This window comes from Brevundimonas sp. UBA2416, assembly GCF_002343105.1.
Classification (GTDB): Bacteria; Pseudomonadota; Alphaproteobacteria; order Caulobacterales; family Caulobacteraceae; genus Brevundimonas.
The window spans coordinates 74,507-92,190 of sequence record NZ_DDRM01000045.1 but is presented as its reverse complement, the minus strand read 5'-3'; the positions used below and the strand labels follow the sequence as shown (position 1 = coordinate 92,190).

Annotated in this window: 16 protein-coding genes; 9 read left to right on the top strand and 7 right to left on the bottom strand. The window is 67.9% G+C overall.

Annotation, left to right across the window (positions count from 1 at the left end):
- Nucleotides 1-87: 87 nt before the first annotated feature.
- Entirely contained in the window at nucleotides 88-924 is an 837-nt protein-coding gene (locus B3E43_RS14860; protein ID WP_292030857.1) for a thioesterase family protein, read from the top strand.
- Here B3E43_RS14860 and B3E43_RS14855 read toward each other — a convergent pair.
- From B3E43_RS14855 to B3E43_RS14830, 6 genes are all read right to left on the bottom strand, one after another.
- Entirely contained in the window at nucleotides 921-1,487 is a 567-nt protein-coding gene (locus B3E43_RS14855) for a hemerythrin domain-containing protein (protein WP_292030856.1), read from the bottom strand. The two genes, B3E43_RS14860 and B3E43_RS14855, sit on opposite strands and share 4 nt — an antisense overlap.
- Nucleotides 1,480-2,679: a tRNA 2-thiouridine(34) synthase MnmA gene (gene mnmA / locus B3E43_RS14850; RefSeq protein ID WP_292030855.1), complete on the bottom strand. Its 1,200-nt coding sequence runs from the start codon at nucleotides 2,677-2,679 to the stop codon at nucleotides 1,480-1,482. Before mnmA ends, B3E43_RS14855 begins: the two co-directional genes overlap by 8 nt.
- A gap of 105 nt (nucleotides 2,680-2,784) precedes the next feature.
- Entirely contained in the window at nucleotides 2,785-3,072 is a 288-nt protein-coding gene (locus B3E43_RS14845) for a DUF1153 domain-containing protein (RefSeq protein WP_284222292.1), read from the bottom strand.
- A 164-nt stretch (nucleotides 3,073-3,236) separates the two neighbouring features.
- A complete protein-coding gene (flgE, locus tag B3E43_RS14840) occupies nucleotides 3,237-4,691 on the bottom strand; it encodes a flagellar hook protein FlgE (protein ID WP_292030854.1) in 1,455 nt (484 codons plus the stop codon).
- A gap of 13 nt (nucleotides 4,692-4,704) precedes the next feature.
- Entirely contained in the window at nucleotides 4,705-5,463 is a 759-nt protein-coding gene (locus B3E43_RS14835) for a flagellar hook assembly protein FlgD (protein ID WP_292030853.1), read from the bottom strand.
- 4 nt (nucleotides 5,464-5,467) lie between these two features.
- Nucleotides 5,468-6,901, bottom strand: coding sequence for a flagellar hook-length control protein FliK (locus B3E43_RS14830; RefSeq protein WP_292030852.1), 1,434 nt, complete (start codon nucleotides 6,899-6,901; stop codon nucleotides 5,468-5,470).
- Nucleotides 6,902-7,309: 408 nt separating this feature from the next.
- Between B3E43_RS14830 and flgK the strand changes: the two genes are divergently transcribed.
- The 8 genes from flgK (at nucleotide 7,310) to B3E43_RS14790 (ending at nucleotide 16,678) form a co-directional block, all read left to right on the top strand.
- Complete coding sequence (gene flgK / locus B3E43_RS14825) at nucleotides 7,310-9,424, top strand: flagellar hook-associated protein FlgK (RefSeq protein ID WP_292030851.1); 2,115 nt, start codon at nucleotides 7,310-7,312, stop codon at nucleotides 9,422-9,424.
- On the top strand, nucleotides 9,424-10,353 hold the full coding sequence (locus B3E43_RS14820) for a flagellin (RefSeq protein WP_292030850.1): 930 nt from the start codon (nucleotides 9,424-9,426) through the stop codon (nucleotides 10,351-10,353). The genes flgK and B3E43_RS14820 overlap by 1 nt, the downstream gene beginning before the upstream one ends.
- Nucleotides 10,354-10,414: 61 nt before the next feature.
- Nucleotides 10,415-11,656, top strand: coding sequence for a putative DNA modification/repair radical SAM protein (locus tag B3E43_RS14815; RefSeq protein ID WP_292030849.1), 1,242 nt, complete (start codon nucleotides 10,415-10,417; stop codon nucleotides 11,654-11,656).
- The gene (locus B3E43_RS14810) at nucleotides 11,657-13,087 is read left to right on the top strand and encodes a UdgX family uracil-DNA binding protein (RefSeq protein WP_292030848.1); all 1,431 of its coding nucleotides are present in this window, start codon (nucleotides 11,657-11,659) and stop codon (nucleotides 13,085-13,087) included.
- Between the two features lie 117 nt (nucleotides 13,088-13,204).
- A complete protein-coding gene (locus B3E43_RS14805) occupies nucleotides 13,205-14,317 on the top strand; it encodes an MlaE family ABC transporter permease (RefSeq protein WP_292030846.1) in 1,113 nt (370 codons plus the stop codon).
- Nucleotides 14,314-15,114, top strand: a complete 801-nt coding sequence (locus B3E43_RS14800; RefSeq protein ID WP_292030844.1) for an ABC transporter ATP-binding protein — start codon at nucleotides 14,314-14,316, stop codon at nucleotides 15,112-15,114. Before B3E43_RS14805 ends, B3E43_RS14800 begins: the two co-directional genes overlap by 4 nt.
- 14 nt (nucleotides 15,115-15,128) lie before the next feature.
- Nucleotides 15,129-16,067 carry an MlaD family protein gene (locus B3E43_RS14795; protein WP_292030842.1) on the top strand — a complete coding sequence of 313 codons (939 nt, stop codon included), beginning with the start codon at nucleotides 15,129-15,131 and terminating at the stop codon, nucleotides 16,065-16,067.
- Nucleotides 16,064-16,678, top strand: a complete 615-nt coding sequence (locus tag B3E43_RS14790) for an ABC-type transport auxiliary lipoprotein family protein (protein WP_292030840.1) — start codon at nucleotides 16,064-16,066, stop codon at nucleotides 16,676-16,678. Before B3E43_RS14795 ends, B3E43_RS14790 begins: the two co-directional genes overlap by 4 nt.
- A gap of 16 nt (nucleotides 16,679-16,694) precedes the next feature.
- Here B3E43_RS14790 and B3E43_RS14785 read toward each other — a convergent pair whose 3' ends face one another.
- Nucleotides 16,695-17,540, bottom strand: coding sequence for a hypothetical protein (locus B3E43_RS14785; RefSeq protein ID WP_292030838.1), 846 nt, complete (start codon nucleotides 17,538-17,540; stop codon nucleotides 16,695-16,697).
- Between the last annotated feature and the right edge of the window lie 144 nt (nucleotides 17,541-17,684).

The window sequence follows — 17,684 nt, the reverse complement described above, 5'->3', positions numbered from 1 at the left end:
GACGCGCCGCGGCGTTTCCGGATTCCTCGACTTCGGGCGGAAGCCTCCCCGCTTCCGCCCGCCTTTCCTCCAAGATATCGACACGGCATGACCCAGACCCTCGCCGAAGCCCTGGCACTGAAGAACGACGGCGCCGGCGGTCTGACGGCCCGGCTGACCGGCGGCTTTTCCAATGCCCCCCAGTCGGCGCCGCAGGAACGCGGCGCGCCCTTTGGCGGCCTGATGGCGGCGCTCGCCGCCGGCGCCATGCGGCAAGGGCTCGGCATCGAGACCCCGCTGCAATCGCTGACCGTCCAGTACCTGGCCGCCGCCCGTTTCGAGGACGCGGTCTTTACCCCGACCATGAACCGCGGCGGCCGCAACGTCGCCTATGCCTCGGTCATCGGCGGACAGGGCGACCGGCCCGCCATCCAGGCGCTCGGCACATATGGCCGCGACGTTACCGGCCCGGTGCTGACGCCCCTGACAGCGTCGCCCCCGCCGGTGAAGGACCTTGATCCGACGCCCCTCGATCCCGCCTTCGGCCCCTGGTTCACCCGACACATCGACCATCGCTTCGTCTCGGGGCCGAAACTGTTCGGTGAGAACGCCGGCCGAACGCCCGAACTCGGCTGCTGGATGCGGACCATCGACGGCGCGCCGCTGGACGAGGCGCGGCTGCTGTTCCTGCTGGATGGCCTGTACCCGACCTATTTCACGGCCTTCCCGGCCCCGCCGAACATCTCCGCCAGCGTTGACCTGCGCGCCGACCTGCTCACCGAACTGACACCGGACACGTCGTCGGATGGGTGGGCCTGGTTCCACTTCACAAGCCGGGACGTCGGCGGCGGCTGGGCGGTCGAGGACGGGGTAGCGCATGGGCTGGACGGTCGGCCGCTGGCGCTGGTGCGTCAGCGCCGGAAACTGTTGCCCACCCGCGGCTAGCCGTGCAGGCCGCGCAGCTGGATCAGGGGGATGACGATGTCCTCCTCGTCGTCCAGATGGCGCAGCAAGGGCCGGGCGCCGGCCTCGATCAGGTCGGACAGGCGGGCGGCCTTGTCGCCGGCGTCCGGGGCGGCGCCCATCACTGCCTGATGGAAGGCCAGTCCGCCCTTGAAAAGCGTTTCCAGCGCCTCGTGGATGGCGTCGTGGTCGCGGTCGAGCAGGTCGATGCCCGCGCCGATCTTTGGTTCTATCGTCCGCATCATCGGGAAATACTGGCCGCTCTCGATCCGGTGGTGGCCATCGAGATGCTGCAGGAAGGACTGAAGCGCCGGAATCAGTTGGCGGTGCAGGGCTGTCAGGTCGCCGTTCGCCCGCCACTGCCCGACGAGGCCGTCCATGTGGGCCTGATGGCCGCGAAAGCTGCCGTGCATCTGCAGCCAGAAGGCGGCGGTCTCGTCGAGCTTCGAGGTCCAGCGGTCGCGGGGGAACTGCTCCAGCAGATAGCGGAACCCGGTGGGCAGGCCGGTGCGCGAGGCGAGCGCGTCGCCGGGCCCGTCAGACAACGGCGGCGGTCGTCTTGATGAAGCCGCCGCCCAGCAGCCGATCGGGATCGGCCGGGTCATAGAGGGCGCAGGCCTGTCCGGGGGCCACGCCTTCCTCGCCCGAGGCGAAGGTCACGGCGACGGCCCCTTCGACCATCGACAGGCGCGCCGGGGAGGGCGGACGGGTCGAGCGGACGCGGGCCAGCACCGGCGCGCCGGCCTCGGCCGCCGCCTCGATCGAGGCCTCGTCGCCCAGCCAGTTGGTCTCGTCCAGCGTCAGGGACGCCGTCAGCAGGGCCTCGCGCGGGCCGACGATGACATGGCGCTTGACCGGATCGAGCCGGGTCACGAACAGGGGCTCCCCCACGGCGACGTTGAGGCCGCGGCGCTGGCCGATCGTGTAGTCGGTGATGCCCGCATGGCCACCGAGCACCCGGCCGTCCATGTGCACGATCTCGCCCGCCTCGCGACCCTGCGGCCGCAGCTTGTCGATCAGGGTGCGATAGTCGCCGTTGGGCACGAAACAGATGTCCTGGCTGTCCGGCTTGGCGGCGATGCGCAGGCCCAGTTCGGCCGCGACGCCGCGCACCTGGGGCTTCTCCAGATCGGCCAGCGGGAACCGCAGATAGTCGAGCTGCTGCGCCGTGGTGGCGAACAGGAAATAGGACTGGTCGCGCGAGTGATCGACCGCCTTGCGCATCTGGGCCCGGCCGTCGACGACCGAGCGCCGGACATAGTGGCCCGTGGCCATGGCCTCGGCCCCCAGATCACGGGCGACGTCCAGCAGGTCGCGGAATTTGACCGTCTGATTGCAGCGGATGCAGGGCACCGGCGTCTGGCCCGCCAGATAGGAGTCGGCGAACTGGTCGATCACCGCGTCCCGGAACCGGCTTTCGTAATCGAGGACATAGTGGGGGATGCCCAGCATCTCGGCCGCCAGCCGGGCGTCGTGGATATCCTGACCGGCGCAGCAGGCGCCCTTCTTCTTCAGCGCCGCGCCATGGTCGTAGAGTTGAAGCGTCACCCCGACGACATCATAACCCGCCTTGTGCAGCAGGGCGGCGACGACCGTGGAGTCCACCCCGCCCGACATGGCGGCCACGACGCGCGACCCCACCGGCAGCCCGACCGCCGCGCGCGCGGACTCGACCGCCGCATCCATGTCGGTGCGGGCGATGGTCGGAACCGGGCAGATGTCCTCAATGAGGGTCATGGGCCGCCATGTAGTGCGAAAGCGGCGCGATTTCGAGGCCTGCCGGAAACGACAACGGCCGCCCCCGTCGCCGGGAGCGGCCGTGATCTCGTCGGAGCAGTCGCCTTACGGGCGGCCGTAGTGCTGGATGCGCGTCGTGCGCAGGCCCTGCATGCCCCATTTGTCAATCGCCTTCTGCCAGGCGAGGAATTCCTCGGCCGTCAGACGATAGCGCGCGAGCGCATCTTCCAGACTGATCAGTCCGCCACGCACGGCGGCCACGACCTCCGCCTTACGGCGGATCACCCAGCGGTCCGTATTGGCCGGGGGAAGGTCGTGCAGCGTCAGGGGAGTGCCCGTCGGCCCGACCACGTATTGTTCGCCTCGATTATTAAGGCGTCGCTCTTGCAACATGGGCTTATGCCTCATTGACCACCACCACTATGATCATGACCGTAGCGGTCGGCGGCTAAGGGCCGTTTAAGCGTCGTGGTGAAGGAAAGGCTAAAATGCCGTCCGTCCACAGTCTCAATATTCAACGAAGGATTCATTGAGGTTTACGCCCTGTTACTCAAGTATCAGCGTTTGATGCTGATAAGCTCGGCGAGCATTTCATCTGCGGTGGTGATGATCTTGGACGATGCGGAATAGGCGCGCTGGGTGGTGATCAGGCCGGTGAACTCTGCCGACAGGTCGACCGTAGAGGCCTCCAGCTGGGATGCTCCGATCAGACCCGCGCCGCCACTGCCAGCCGCCTTGAGGTTATAGGTGCCGGAGCCCTGGCTCACGCGATAGGCGTTGCCCGAGGTCTGGGTGAGGCTGTCCGGGCTCGGGAAGGTGGCCAGGGCGATCTGCGCGATCTGGCGCGTGACGCCATTGTCGAAGATGGCTGTCACGAAGCCCGTGTCGTCGATCTTCACCTCGGACAGGTTGCCGAAGGCGGTGCCGTTGGTGAGGACCGCCTGCACCACAGAGCCGCTGTCATACTGGGTCAGGCCGCCGGTGGCCGCCGTCAGGTCGAAGGCCAGATCCTGGCTGTCGATGCCGAGTTCGGGAGCCCAGGTCACTTCCCCCGCGCCGGGCGCGCCCGAGCTGGACGAGCCAAAGCTCAGGGTGGCGTTGGTGACATCCTCGAACAGGGCGTCGGCGCCCAGGGCCGCCATGGCGTCGGCGTCGAGGCGACCGTCCTGGGTGAAGGCGACAAGACCGCTTCTGATCTGACCGTTGGACAGACCGGCGCCCGTGACGACGTCAGAGGCCGGAATGGCGCGGATTTCGGCGTACCACTGGTTCGGTACGGTACTCTTCAGGAACGAGATCGCCACGGTCCGCTGACCCCCCTTGGAGTCGGACACGGGGATGGTCAGTTCGAAGTCCGGCTTCACGCCATCGCCGGTTTCGGCGTTCCACATGGCCATCGAGTTCGTCGCGGGGTCATAGGCGTTCACGCCGGGAGGGACGGCGGCGGCGTCGGTCGCTTCGGCCGAGATCAGCTGGCTGGACTTGATATTGGCGTTCAGCTGGATGCGGGTGGTGGCCTCGGCCGTGCCGCCGACTGAGCCGACGTTGATCGTACGCAGCCGGTTCAGGTCGGAGGGGTCGGTGGCGATATTGCCTTCCGCGTCGACCGGCCAGCCCTGGAGATAAAGCCCGGCCGTGTTCTTCAGATAGCCGAGGTTGTCGACGCTGAAGGCGCCGGCGCGGGTGAACAGGCGGCTGTCCGTGACCTGCAGGTTCTCCGGCCGCTCCGTGACCACGAAGAAGCCCTGACCGGCGATGCCGAGGTCGGTGTTCGACGTCGTGCGCTGCAGCTGACCGTTCTGGCTGGTGAAGTGGCGGGCCGTCGCCAGCACGCCGCCGGCGGAATAGCCCGCACCCTGCGACTGGCTGTTGATAACCGTCGAGAACTCGCCCGCGGTGCGCTTGTAGCCGACCGTGTTCACGTTCGCGATGTTTTGCGAGATCGCCGCGAGGGCCGCGGCGTTGGCGGTCAGGCCGGACACGCCGGCCAGAAGGGCGCTGTTGATACTCATGGCGCGGGGCTCCTTACGAGAACAGTTTCATTGGGTTGAAAGAGGAGGCGAGGGAGGCGAGCAGGCCGTCCTCGTCGTCATTGGCGGGCGGCGGGGTCGCGGCGTTCCGGGACTCTTCCAGCGCGATCACGGTGGAGAGCGGCAGGATGGAGTTGCCGACCGTCAGATAGGGTTCGCCGTCGTACATCTCGACGCCGGTGATCCGGCCGCGGGTCAGAACCTGGCTGTCGACAGCGCCGCCGGCGGCGTCCTTGGCCACGACCCGCAGCGAATAGACCTGACCGTCCTGGGCGTTGGCGCCGGTGGTGGTCTCGCCGTCCCAGGTGAAGTCATGCACCCCCGTGGTGCGGTCCGGGACGTCGCCGGACCAGACCACCTTGCCCGTGCCGTCCAGCACCTCAAGCCGCGCCGAGGTCGCGTTCGACGCCAGCTCATAGCTCCAGGTCGCTTCACCGTCGGTGAATTTGGTGGCCGACCAGGCCGCGGTGGCTTCCTTGCCGATATAGGTGGCCGCGCCGGCCAGACTGCCGCCGCCCTGGGCAGCCAGCAGGCCCTTGAGCAGGTCGTTGGTCAGCAGCTGCTGCTCGACCCCCGCCATCTGGGTCAGTTGGGCCGTGAACTGGTTGGAATCCACCGGCGACAGCGGGTCCTGGTTCTTCAGCTGCGAGGTCAGCAAGGTCAGGAAGGTCTCGAAATTCGAGGCCAGCATGGTCGATCCGGCGCCGATCCGGCTGGTCGCATTGGTGGTCGTGTTGGTGATGGAATCGACCATCGGATCAGACTTTCATGTCCACGCCCGAAGGCGAGAGGGAGAGCGCCAGCGAGCCGGGCGGCTGGGCGACATCAATTTCGTTGTTCAGTCGGGTGGCGGCGGCGAAGGCCCGGGATGAACCGTGGCGGGCGTCCTGACCCCGGTCGAAGGCGCTGGAGTTGCTGTCCCGGTCCGCGAATTCGAAGGCGTCCTCGGCCAGCTGGAAGCCGGCCTCCTCAAGCTGACGGCGCAGCTCGTCGGCGCGGCCCCGCAAGTCCGTCGCCGCGGCCGGATTATCGAAGGCCAGCCGGGCGTTCAGACGGCCCTCGGAGTCGATGTCCAGCTTGACGTCGACGCGGCCGAGCTCATCCGGCGTCAGCGCCATTTCGAACCGGGTGGAACGGCCCTCGAGACGGCGCAGGATCTGGGCGGCGATCTGGGCGGTCGCCTCGATCGTGGCGCGGGACAGCTGGGACACGCCGGTTTCGCGGGGACCGGCGGAGGACTGGGTCTGGGCCGCTGTGCTTTCGACGGGCGGCGGCGGCTCGGAGGGCGGCCCTTCGGTCTCGCCGCCGTTGGCCATGTCGCGGGCCATGGCAGCGGCGGTTGCGGCGAAGTCAGGGGGGGCGGTTGCCGGGCTGGCGGCGGGGCTGGCGGCGACAGCCGGGCCGGCCTGCGCAGGGGCGGATGCCGGGCGCGCAGTATCAGCCCCGCGCGATCCGTCGCCGGTCCTCGCATCGACCGGTCCCAGCAACCGGCCAGTGCGTTCCGCCGAAGGGCGGAGCGGTGGCGGAGGCGGCGGCGCTGGAGGCAAGGTCGTCGGCGTGGGCGCGGCGCCGGTCCGGGCGTGGGCCTCGACGGCCTCCGTCGCCGCGGCGGTTTCAGCGAGAGTCAGCTCCGTGTTCGAAGTTCCTGCGGTGACAGGACGAACGTCGCGCAGCGGAGGCTGAACCTCGGGCCGGGGCGGCTTGGTGTTGGGGCCCTTGTCTGTGAGCAGGGGCGTCGTGGTTTGTTCGCGCGGCAGAACCTCCGGCCCGGTGGTCCTGGCGGACAGCCCCTTGTCCGAGGGCAGCGGCGTCGTGTCCTGCTCCCCGGGCAGAACCTCAGGCCCGGCGGTCTTGGCGGTCGAGGCCTTGTCCACCGGCAGCGGGGTCGTGGCTTGCGTCCCGTCCAGATCACTGGTTGCGGATGCTTCGTCCGCTGCGGGAAGAACGAGCGGCGTCGGCGTCGTGGGCGCGGCGAGGAAGGCGGCAGCGGCCGGAGCATCGGCGTCCGCCTCGACCTGCACGTCGTCCGATTTCGACGGCTCGGCCTGCTTCTTGGTGACGGGAACGGCCGCCTCTTCGCCGGACAGGGCCGCGAGCAAATCCCTGAAGCCGGACGCGGCGTCGTCCGACGGCCCTTGCGGGACGCTGGGGACGGCTGGCGCGATGGCGGACAGCAGGGTGAGGGCGGACATAGGTTCCGGGAAGTCGGTTCGCCGAAGCGAGGGGGACGAGGGCGCCTGCTGCGCCGGACATTCGGAACCCGTGGCGCAAGTCGCGGGCCAACCGGGAGGCGCACGGCAAGATACGGAATAATCACAGAAAAAATTCTCGCTGGCCCCGGGCGTCGTTGTCACGGCTCAGTCGAAACTTGCCGCGTGAAGACGATTCTTGCCCGGCGCCCGTCGTGATCCGGCGCGTCTGGTTAGGGCCGGCGAGCGAATGGCCCGGCGTTTGCGCCCCTTGCCGCCCATGACCCAGGCGCGAAACGCAAGAGCGCGTAATTTCAGTAGCTTGCACGGCCCGCCTTCGCGCGACGCCGGGCAAAAAGCGCGCGTCGGCTGGCAGGGCTTGCCGGGCGCCGCGTCTTTGGAGGCCTTCGGATGTCCCTGAACGCCATCATGAACACCGCGAGTTCGGGTCTCCAGACCGCCCAGACCCAGCTGCGCGTCGTTTCGGACAACGTCTCCAACGTCAACACGCCCGGCTATGTCCGCAAGATCGCGGAACAGCGGACCCTGACCAGCCAGGGCCTGGGTTCCGGCGTCGAGGTCGCGCGCATTCGTCTGGCCACGGACCGGTTCCTTCAGGCGGCCAGCCTGAATGCGGGGGCGGAGTCCGCGCGCATGGGCGTGCGCCATGAACTGTACGATCGTATCCAGTCGCTGTTCGGAGACCCGGGTGGCGACGCGGGGTTTTTCTCGCAGGTCGACGCCGTCTTCTCGGCCTTCGCGGCCAGCGCCGAGGATCCGACATCTTCGCCTCGACGCCAGGACGCCCTGTTCAGGACCCAGGCGCTGTTTGATGAGGCCAGCCGGATCGCCGGCCAGATCCAGGCGGTTCGTGAAGATGCCGACAGCCGGATCCAGAGCGCCGTCGAACGGGCCAACAGCCTGCTTGAACAGATCGAGGGCCTGAACCTCGAGATCGCGCGCGCCACGGCGGTCGATGGCGACGCCTCGGGCGCGGAGACCGCCCAGTCGGCCCTGATCGGTCAGCTGGCGGAACTGATGGACATCCGGGTGGCTGTGCGGCCCGTCGGCGGGGTGTCGATCCGGACCGGATCGGGGACGCTTCTGGCCGGTCAGGGCGCGGCGGTCCTCGGCTACAACCGCGCGGGGACGATCACCGGCGAAACGGCCTTCAACGAAATCTGGGTCACCGAGCCCGGCGGACAGATGCGGTCCCTGCTCGACAGCGTGACGTCGGGCGAGATCAAGGGCCTGGTTGAACTGCGCGATATCGAGGCGCCTGCGGCGGCGGAGCGGCTGGCCGAACTGGTCGCCCATGCAGCCGACCAGCTGAACCGCGCCCACAACGCCAACTCCGCGGTGCCAGCGCCGACCAGCCTGACCGGTCGCAATGTGGGCCAGTCGTTCGAGAGCGCGATCGCGGGCTTCACGGGTCAAACAACCGTCGCCGTGACCAATGCGGCCGGTATCATCCAGACACGGGCCGACATCGTCTTCTCGGGCGGGACGATGACGGTGAACGGCGCCGCTGCGACGCCGGCGACCTTCCTGACGGTTCTGAACGCCCAGCTCGGCGGCGCCGCGACGGCCAGTTTCACTGACGGCAGGCTGACCATTGCGGCGACCGGCGCCAATGGCGTGGCTGTCGCAGATGACGCAGCGGGCCCGTCCGCCAAGGCAGGCCGGAGCTTCTCGCACTATTTCGGTCTCAACGACCTGGTGTCGTCGGACAGGCCGGCCTTCTACGACAACGGCCTGACCGCCGCCTCGCCGCACGGCTTCACCGCCGGCGAGACCCTGACATTCCGCTTCACCGGTGAAACCGGTTCGCGCCTCCGCGACCTGCAGGTCGCCGTGCCGGCGGGCGCGACCGTCGGCGACCTGGTCGCCGCGCTGAACGACCCCGGCGCCGGGATCGGCCGCTTCGGCTCCTTCTCGCTTGCCGCCGACGGTTCGCTGTCGTTCACCGGCTACGGCAACCCGCCGCCGACGATGAGCGTCCTTGAGGATCGGACGACCCAGGTTCCTTCGGGCGTGTCCGTGACCGAACTGTTCGGCATCGCCGGCGGCGTGCGTGCTTCGCGGGCTGACGGCTTCTCCCTGCGTGCAGACATTCGGCAAAGCCCCTCCAGACTGGCCCTGGCGCAGCTGAATCTGTCAGCCGCTGTCGGGACGGCGGCCCTGAGCGTCGGGGACGGTCGCGGTGCCCTCGTCCTCGCCGACGCGGGAGAGCGGGCGGCGAATTTTCAGGCCGCGGGGGGATCGTCCGGCGGATCGATCTCGGTCTCCCGCTATGCCGCGGAGCTGTCGGGCGAGATCGGCGGCAAGGCGGCCGCGGCCAGGAACCGGATGGAGACGGCAAACGCCCTCTATACGGAAACCGCGGCCCGCCAGACGGCGCATGAAGGCGTCAATCTGGACGAGGAACTGGTGTTGATGACGACCTATCAGCAGGCCTTCAATGCCTCGGCCCGGCTCATCCAGGCCGCCAAGGACATGTACGATACGCTGATGGGGATGGTCTGATGACCCGCGTCGCCACCTTCGGAAACTATCAGTCGGCCCTGCTGGACCTGATGAACGCCCAGACCCGGGCGGCGGACGCCCAGGAACGGGTCGCAACCCAGAAAAACGCCACCGATCTGACCGGTTTCGGCCGACAGTCCCAGACGCTGACCGCCATGAAGGGCGCGCAAAGCCGGATTCAGGGGTTTATCGACACCAGCGAGGCTGTGTCCGCGCGCCTGACGACCCAGGATCTGGCCATGGGTCAGATCAAGGACGCCATCACCGGCGTCCGGGATGCGCTGGGAAGCGCGATTTCCAGCGATTCCGGCGCGTTGCTGTTTCTGGAGCTCGACGGTCATTTCCAGACCGCACGGGGTGGACTGAACACCCGCCACCACGGCGGCTATCTGTTCGCCGGGGCCTCGACGTCGACCACGCCCGTGGTTGCGGCCAACCTGTCCGAGCTGGCGGCGGCCCCCGATGTGGCCTCCCTGTTCAGCAATGACACCCTGAAGGCGGCCAGCCGCGTGGCCGAGGGTACGACGCTGGAGACGGGGTTTCTCGCCGACGAACTGGGTACGGACATTCTCAGCATCCTGAGGGACATCCAGACCTTCCACACCACGCCGGGATCCGGACCTCTCGACGGTCGGCTCAGCGAGCCGCAGAAGGCGTTCCTTGCAACGCAGTTGAACCGGCTGGAACTGGCGGGAACGGCTGTCGTCGACAAGATGGCCAGGACGGGTTCCCTGGCCAAACAGGTCGAGAGCATCGCCAACGGTCACGAGGCGCAGAAGGCCGCCCTGGATGAACTGGTGGCGGGACGCACCGATGCCGATATGGCGAAGGCGATCACCGACCTTCAGCTGTCTCAGGTCGCCATCCAGGCCTCGGCCCAGGTGATCAGCCAACTGCGACAGGTCTCGCTCCTCAACTATCTGAGCTGATGAGGCAAATATCTTATTGCCACGCTCGACACGCGCACCGGCGAGAACATAAAGTGAACGAATGGCCGTTCTCGATCTGCGCAGCAAGCTCGCCGTCCTCGCGGACGCCGCCAAATATGATGCTTCCTGCGCGTCGTCGGGGACATCGAAACGAGACTCGATCGGCGGCAAGGGCGTCGGGTCCACCGAGGGAATGGGGATCTGCCATGCTTACACGCCGGACGGCCGCTGCGTGTCCTTGCTCAAGATCCTGCTGACCAATTTCTGCATCTACGACTGCGTCTATTGCATCAACCGGGCGTCCTCGAACGTCCAACGCGCACGGTTCAGCGTCGATGAGATCGTCGAGCTGACGCTGAATTTCTACAGGCGGAACTACATTGAGGGCCTGTTCCTGTCCTCGGGCATCATCCGCTCAGGCGACTACACCATGGAACAGCTGGTACTGGTCGCGAAGAAGCTCAGGGAAGAGCACGACTTCCGCGGCTATATCCATCTGAAGCTGATCCCGGAGGCCGATCCCCTGCTGGTCGAGGAGGCGGGTCTCTACGCGGACCGGCTGTCGGCCAATATCGAGCTGCCGCGGGACGAGGCGCTGAAGCGGCTGGCGCCGCAGAAGGACGTTGGGGTCATCAAACAGGCGATGGGCCGGGTGCGCTTGAAGGTCGAGGCGGCGCGTCCCGCGAAAAAGGACCGGGCCAAACCTCCGAAATTCGCGCCCGCGGGTCAGAGCACCCAGCTGATCATCGGCGCGGACGGCGCGTCGGATACCGAGATCGTCGACCGCAGCGCCTCGCTCTACGCCGGCTATGGCCTCCGCCGGGTCTATTATTCAGCCTTCAGTCCGATCCCGGATGCATCCAGCGCCCTGCCGCTGTCGAAGCCGCCGCTGATGCGCGAACATCGTCTGTACCAGGCCGACTGGCTGATGCGCTTCTACGGCTTTTCGCCGGGCGAGATCGGCGACGCCGCCAATGACGGCATGCTGGACCTCGCCATCGATCCCAAACTGGCCTGGGCGCTCAACAGTCGGGCCCAGTTTCCGGTCGATGTGAACACGGGCGCGCGCGAGATGCTGCTGCGGGTGCCGGGGCTGGGGGTGAAGTCGGTAAACCGCATCCTTCAGGTCCGCCGCTGGCGCACCCTGAGGCTTGAAGACATCGGGCGACTTTGCCGGGGTATGGACAAGGTCCGGCCCTTTATAACCGCGCTGGACTGGACGCCGGGAGGGTTGACCGACGCGGCAGATCTGCGCGCGCGGATGACCCCGGTCGTCCAACCGGTTCAGTTGAGCCTGTTCTGAATGCGTGTCGCGACGCTCGCCGGGGAGACTGATTTCGACGGCTGGCGAGTCGGCGCGCGGGCGTTGAGGCTGGCGGGCGTTCCGCCGGTCGAGGCGGCTTTCCGGGTCGGGGGGAGCGGGCCGGGCCTGTTCGACGACGGGCTGCCGCCGGCCCCGCCGGACGCCGGCTTCCACACACCGCGCGCCTTCGTCGATCTGGCGCAGTCGGTGATCCTGCACCGGTCGGAGGACCGGTTCGACCTGCTGTACCGGCTGCTCTGGCGACTGCAGGTCGAACCCGATCTGATCCGCGTTGTCACCGACGTCGACGTGGCCGACGCCATGGAACGCGCGAAAAACGTCAGCCGCGCCAGCCACAAGATGAAGGCCTTCGTGCGCTTTCGGCGGATTGATGCGGCCGATGGCGAGCGGTGGGGGGCGTGGTTCGAACCCGCCCACAGGGTGCTGGAACGAACGGCTCCATTCTTCACCCGCCGCTTCCCCAACATGATCTGGACGATCCTGACGCCCGACGGGACAGCGTCATGGGACGGGGACGCGTTGGCGTTCGGCCCGCCGGCGACCCGGGACATGGCTCCGGGCGAGGACGAGGTCGAGGACTTCTGGAAGACCTACTACGCCTCGACGTTCAATCCGGCCCGGCTGAAGCTGAAGACCATGCAGGGCGAAATGCCCAAACGATACTGGCAAAACCTGCCCGAGGCGGCCCTGATCCGGGAGCTGACGGCGCAGTCATCCACCCGAACCGAGACCATGGTCGCGGCGCCGGCCTCGGAACCCAATCTCCGGCTCACGAAGACGCTTTCCCGGATTAATCGCGACCATGCTTTCGACCAAGGCTTTGTCCCGTCATCGCTCGAAGAGCTCGGACAGGCGGTTCAGACCTGCCGCCGATGCCCGCTGTGGCGCGACGCAACCCAGGGCGTTTGCGGATCCGGGGCGAAGCAGTCGCGGCTGATGATCGTCGGCGAACAGCCGGGCGATCAGGAGGATCTGGCGGGCCGGCCCTTCGTCGGTCCGGCGGGTCAGGTGCTGAACGATGCGCTGGTCGAGGCGGGCATCGACCGCGAAGACGCCTTCGTCACCAATGCGGTGAAGCATTTCAAGCACGAGCCGCGGGGCAAGCGGCGCATCCACAGGACCCCGCTGGTCAGCGAGATCAGCGCCTGCCGCTGGTGGCTGGACGCGGAGCGACGGCTGGTGAGGCCGAAGGTGATCGTGACCCTCGGCGCGACCGCGGCTCTGGGCGTGCTGAACCGGAAGATCACCGTGGCGCAGGCGCGCGGTCAGGTGCTGGCGCAGCCCGATGGCGCGAGGATCGTGACGACCGTGCACCCCTCCTACCTTCTGCGCTTGCCGGAAGAGGCGGCGCGATCCGCTGAACGCCGCCGCTTCGTTGAAGACCTGTCTCGCGCCCGGGCCTTGATCTGACCCGAAACATCCGAGACCGTGGCTGAACGAATACGACCGGGCGGCGTTCTGATGTCTGCCCCAGCTTTGCCGTTTGGCCGGCGTAGGCAAAACGGACAGGGCGATCTAGGTAGGGGCATGGCCGCAGCGGATTTCCAGATCGAGGACGGCGGGCCGGGGCTGACGCTCCGGCTGACTGGCGACTGGACCGCGACCGAATTGGGCCGGATATCCCGTCGTCTTGACGATGAGCTTCAGGATCGGTGCGTCGATGCGGTCGATCTGACCGATATGGGCCGGTTCGACACGGCGGGCGCCCTGGCGATCGTTCAGGCCGCCAACTGCGTCCTGCCCCCAACAGCCTGGACCCAGCGCCCCGAGGCCGGGCGCACCTATGCCATGGTCGAGAAGCTGGAGCGCGAAAGCGCCGGCCCTCCACGCCGGTCTCCCGGCTGGGTGCGGACCTTCGGCAAGGTCGGTCGCGGCGTTCACGACATTTTCGACGAAGCGACCCTGTCGATGGCCTTCCTCGGCCGCCTCGTGGTCGCCGCCGGGTCGGCCCTGCGGCCCGGACGAATTCGCTGGGCCGCCTGGTTCAGTCAGGTCGAGCGCGCCGGGCTGGACGCCATACCGATCGTCGCCACGACCAATTTCTTCATCGGCGCGGTCATCGCCTACCTGGGGGCCAATCTGCTGACCCAGTTCGGCGCCGGGGTCTACACCGTGCAGCTGGTGGCGGTGGCGACCCTGCGTGAGCTGGCTGTCCTGATTACGGCGATCCTGCTTGCGGGCCGTTCCTCCTCGTCGTTCGCCGCCGAAATCGGCTCGATGCGGATGAATCAGGAAGTCGACGCCATGCAGGTGATGGGGGTGAACCCCTTCCAGGCGCTGGTCATACCGCGGCTCGCGGCCATGGTGCTGATGATGCCACTCCTGACCTTCATCGGTATGGTGGCGGGCATGCTCGGCGGCATGCTGGTGACCTGGGCCGAGCTGAGCTACGGCCCGTCCTTTTTCATCCAGCGCGTCAGCGAGGATCCGAAGATGGGAACCCACCTGATGGTGGGGATGATCAAGGCGCCCGTATTCGCGGTTGTCATCGCCGCCATCGGCTGCCGGCAGGGGATGGCGGTCGCGGGCGATGTCGAGAGCCTGGGCCGGCGGGTCACGGCCGCGGTGGTGCAGGCCATATTCGCCATCATCTTCCTGGACGCCGTGTTCGCCATGATCTTCCTGGAGCTGAACCTGTGACCGCCGCGACGACGCCGGCGGGTCCGGCTACAGCCCCGGAAAATCTGATCGAGGTTCGCGGTCTGCTGAGCCAGTTCGGCGAGCGGGTCATTCATCAGGACCTCGACCTGACGCTGGAGCGCGGCGAGGTGATGGGCGTGGTCGGCGGGTCGGGTACCGGCAAGACCGTGCTCCTGAACTCGATCATCGGCCTGAAGGAGCCCGAGGGCGGCACGGTCAGCATCCTTGGCTATGATCGCGCCACCATGACCGAGGAGGACGAGGCGGATGTCCAGCGGCGGACAGGCATCCTGTTCCAGCAGGGCGCCCTGTTCTCGTCGTTGAGCGTCATCGACAATGTCGCCTCGCCCCTGGTCGAGCACACCGGCCTGTCCGCGGACGTGATCCGCGAACTCGCCGAGATGAAGATCGCCATGGTCGGGTTGAAGCCCGAGTCCCATCATCTGAAGCCCGCCGAGCTGTCCGGCGGCATGCGCAAGCGGGTCGGACTGGCCCGGGCGCTGGCGCTGGACCCCGAGCTGCTGTTTCTTGATGAGCCTACGGCGGGGCTGGACCCGATCGGCGCCGCGGCCTTCGACGCCCTCATCCGTCAGCTTTCGGATGACCTGGGTCTGACGGTGTTCATGATAACCCACGACCTCGACAGCCTGTATGCCATCACCGACAAGGTTGCGGTGGTGGCCGACAAACACATCGTCGCCAAGGCGACGGTTCAGGAGCTGGAGCGTTCAGACCACCCCTGGATCAGGGAATACTTCCTCGGCCCGCGTGGCCGGGCCGCAGACAAGGCCGCCTGAGGAGAGCGGACGAGATGGAACGAGACGCCCACTACGCCGCCGTCGGCATCGCCACCATCGCCCTGATGGCGGCGCTGGCTGTGTTCGTGATCTGGCTGGCCCGACTGCAGTTCAACAATGACTACGACGTCTATGACATCGTCTTCTACGGCCCCGTGCGCGGCCTTTCAGAGGGCGGCGAGGTGCATTTCAACGGCATCCGCGTCGGCGAGGTCACGGACCTGAACCTGGACCCGGAAAAGGGTGATCAGGTCATCGCCCGCATCCGCGTCGACGCAACCACGCCGGTCCGCGTCACCTCGCGCGCCCAGCTGGAGCCGCAGGGCATCACCGGCCTGAACTATATCCAGATCACCGCCGGCAATCCGCAGAGCGCCAATCTGAAGGAACAGTATCCCGCCAATGTGGTGCCGGTGATCCAGAGCCAGCCGTCGCCGATCGCCGAGCTGCTCAGCGGCTCGGGCACCGTGTTGGCGCAGACCGTCGATGCGCTGAACCGGATCAACCGGGTGCTGTCGGACGACAACGTCCGGTCCTTCTCCACCAGCCTGAAGAACATCGAGAGCCTGTCCACCGAGCTCGAAGCCCGCAAGGGCATGCTGGAACAGCTGGAACAGGCCCTGACCAAGGCCAATTCGGCGGTGGCCGAGTTCGAGGCTCTGGCCGTCAGCAGCCGCCGGATCATTGAAGGCGACGGGCGCGAGGCCGTGGCCAATATCAACGCCGCGGCCGAAGAGGCGAGGGCGGCGGTGGCTTCGATCAACCGCACCGCCACCAATGTCGAAGGGCCGCTGAACGAGTTCGCCACCACGGGTCTGCCGCAACTGCAGCAGTCGATCCAGGGGCTGGAGGACGCGACCCGGTCGCTGGAAGGCCTGATCGATGAAGTCCGGTCCAGCCCTCGCGATTTCATCAGCCGCCCGCCGACCAAGGAACTGGAGGTCCAACCTTGACCCGCTTCTCGCTGATCCGCCCGATCGCGGCGATCGTGGCCATGATGGCGCTTTCGGCCTGCGCCCTGCTGTCGACGCCCGATCCGGTGCAGACCTACCGGTTCGGGGGCGGCGTCGCCGCCACCTCGGCCGCCGCGACCGCCAGCCCGGTTCAGGTCACGCTGCGCCGGGTCGAATTCCCGGAAGCCGTCGAGGGAGACAAGTTGCTGGGAGTCACCGGGACCGAGGCCGCCTATATCGCCGGGGCCCGTTGGGTCTCGCCGGCGGCGGACCTCTATATGGAGAGCATCGAGAACGCCTTCGCCGCCCAGGCGACGCGGGTGCGTCTGATCGGTCCGCGCGAGCTGACGCGGGGCCAGCGGTCGCTCGATATCGACATCCGCTCGTTTGAGGCCCGCTATGACGCGCCGGGCATGACGCCGACCATTGTGGTCACGGCCCGCGCCCGTCTGCTGGCCTTGCCGGAACGGACGGTGGCGGCCGAGCGCGTGTTCACCGTGGAGCAGCCGGCGACGGCCAACCGGGTCTCCGCCATCGTCGAGGCCTTCGACACCGCGACGCGCGACCTGAATACACAGATCGTCGCCTGGACGGACGCCAGCGCCGGCTGAGTCAGAGCGGCCTGAATCAGAGCGGTCTGCGCAACTCCGCCATCCGGCTCTCGACGTCGGCGCGGCGGCTGCGCGACGCGGTCAGCTCGACGACCGCACGGTCGATCCGGCCCTTGAGGTCATCCCGGACGCGGGCCATGCGGTCGCGATCGGGACGGACCGATTTCGGGCGCTTGCCCGACAGACCCAGCGCCTCTTTCCAGTCATCGCGCCAGGCCGCCACGCCGTCGGCGCAGGCCTTGAGCGCCTCGGCGGCCCGGGCGTCAGCGTTCTGGGCGCTGCGGATCAGGGGCAGGGACTGCAGGGCGGCGGCCCGGCAGGCGTCCAGCGTGGCGCGGCGCGCGGCCAGGGGGTGCGGCGCCTCGCCCTCGGTCGGGGTATGGCCCGCCAGCCGGGGGGCGGCGGCGGCGAGGTGCGCGTCGAGGTCGGCGAGCGCGTCGCGGATCTCTATCCAGGCCTGGTCGAGCGCCCCGGAGCGCTGCCCGGCGCCTTCGATACGGCCGGTCAGGTCCTTCGCGGTCTCGGTCAGGCCGGCGGCGGCGCGGCTCCAGGTTTCGCGGAAGCGTTTGAGCCGTCCGCCCCGGCTGTCGAACAGGCCAGCGAGCCCACGGCGCGGCTCCAACGCGCCGGGGTCCAGACCGTCCAGCACCGAACGGGCATGCGCCAGCTGGGCCGAAGCCTCGGTCAGATCACCGGTTCGGGCGGCGGCCAGTGCGCGTTCGATACGCTCCACCGCCGCGGCACGGGCGGGTTCCGCGAAGGCTTCGACCTGGGCGTCGTCCCAGGCCGCGTCGATTTCGGCGACGCGCGCGGCGTCAGGCGCAGGCCAATTTCCCTGCCAGCGATAGGCGCCGTCAGCCATCACTCGTACTCCACCCCTCCGGTTCTGCGACCGGTGGGACAGTATGACTACGACTTGAGCCGGACGGCAACGGTACAGGTTGTCCCGGTTGTATGACGGGCGGGGCGGCGCCTCGCGATCGCCAAGCTGTACGCGAGCGCCTGA

Excerpts from the sequence above, each read along its gene's own strand:
- B3E43_RS14860 (WP_292030857.1), top strand. The coding sequence starts at position 88 with ATGACCCAGACCCTCGCCGAAGCCCTGGCACTGAAGAACGACGGCGCC.
- mnmA (WP_292030855.1), bottom strand. The coding sequence starts at position 2,679 with ATGACCCTCATTGAGGACATCTGCCCGGTTCCGACCATCGCCCGCACC.
- B3E43_RS14845 (WP_284222292.1), bottom strand. The coding sequence starts at position 3,072 with ATGTTGCAAGAGCGACGCCTTAATAATCGAGGCGAACAATACGTGGTC.
- flgE (WP_292030854.1), bottom strand. The coding sequence starts at position 4,691 with ATGAGTATCAACAGCGCCCTTCTGGCCGGCGTGTCCGGCCTGACCGCC.
- B3E43_RS14835 (WP_292030853.1), bottom strand. The coding sequence starts at position 5,463 with ATGGTCGATTCCATCACCAACACGACCACCAATGCGACCAGCCGGATC.
- B3E43_RS14830 (WP_292030852.1), bottom strand. The coding sequence starts at position 6,901 with ATGTCCGCCCTCACCCTGCTGTCCGCCATCGCGCCAGCCGTCCCCAGC.
- flgK (WP_292030851.1), top strand. The coding sequence starts at position 7,310 with ATGTCCCTGAACGCCATCATGAACACCGCGAGTTCGGGTCTCCAGACC.
- B3E43_RS14820 (WP_292030850.1), top strand. The coding sequence starts at position 9,424 with ATGACCCGCGTCGCCACCTTCGGAAACTATCAGTCGGCCCTGCTGGAC.
- B3E43_RS14815 (WP_292030849.1), top strand. The coding sequence starts at position 10,415 with ATGGCCGTTCTCGATCTGCGCAGCAAGCTCGCCGTCCTCGCGGACGCC.
- B3E43_RS14810 (WP_292030848.1), top strand. The coding sequence starts at position 11,657 with ATGCGTGTCGCGACGCTCGCCGGGGAGACTGATTTCGACGGCTGGCGA.
- B3E43_RS14805 (WP_292030846.1), top strand. The coding sequence starts at position 13,205 with ATGGCCGCAGCGGATTTCCAGATCGAGGACGGCGGGCCGGGGCTGACG.
- B3E43_RS14795 (WP_292030842.1), top strand. The coding sequence starts at position 15,129 with ATGGAACGAGACGCCCACTACGCCGCCGTCGGCATCGCCACCATCGCC.
- B3E43_RS14785 (WP_292030838.1), bottom strand. The coding sequence starts at position 17,540 with ATGGCTGACGGCGCCTATCGCTGGCAGGGAAATTGGCCTGCGCCTGAC.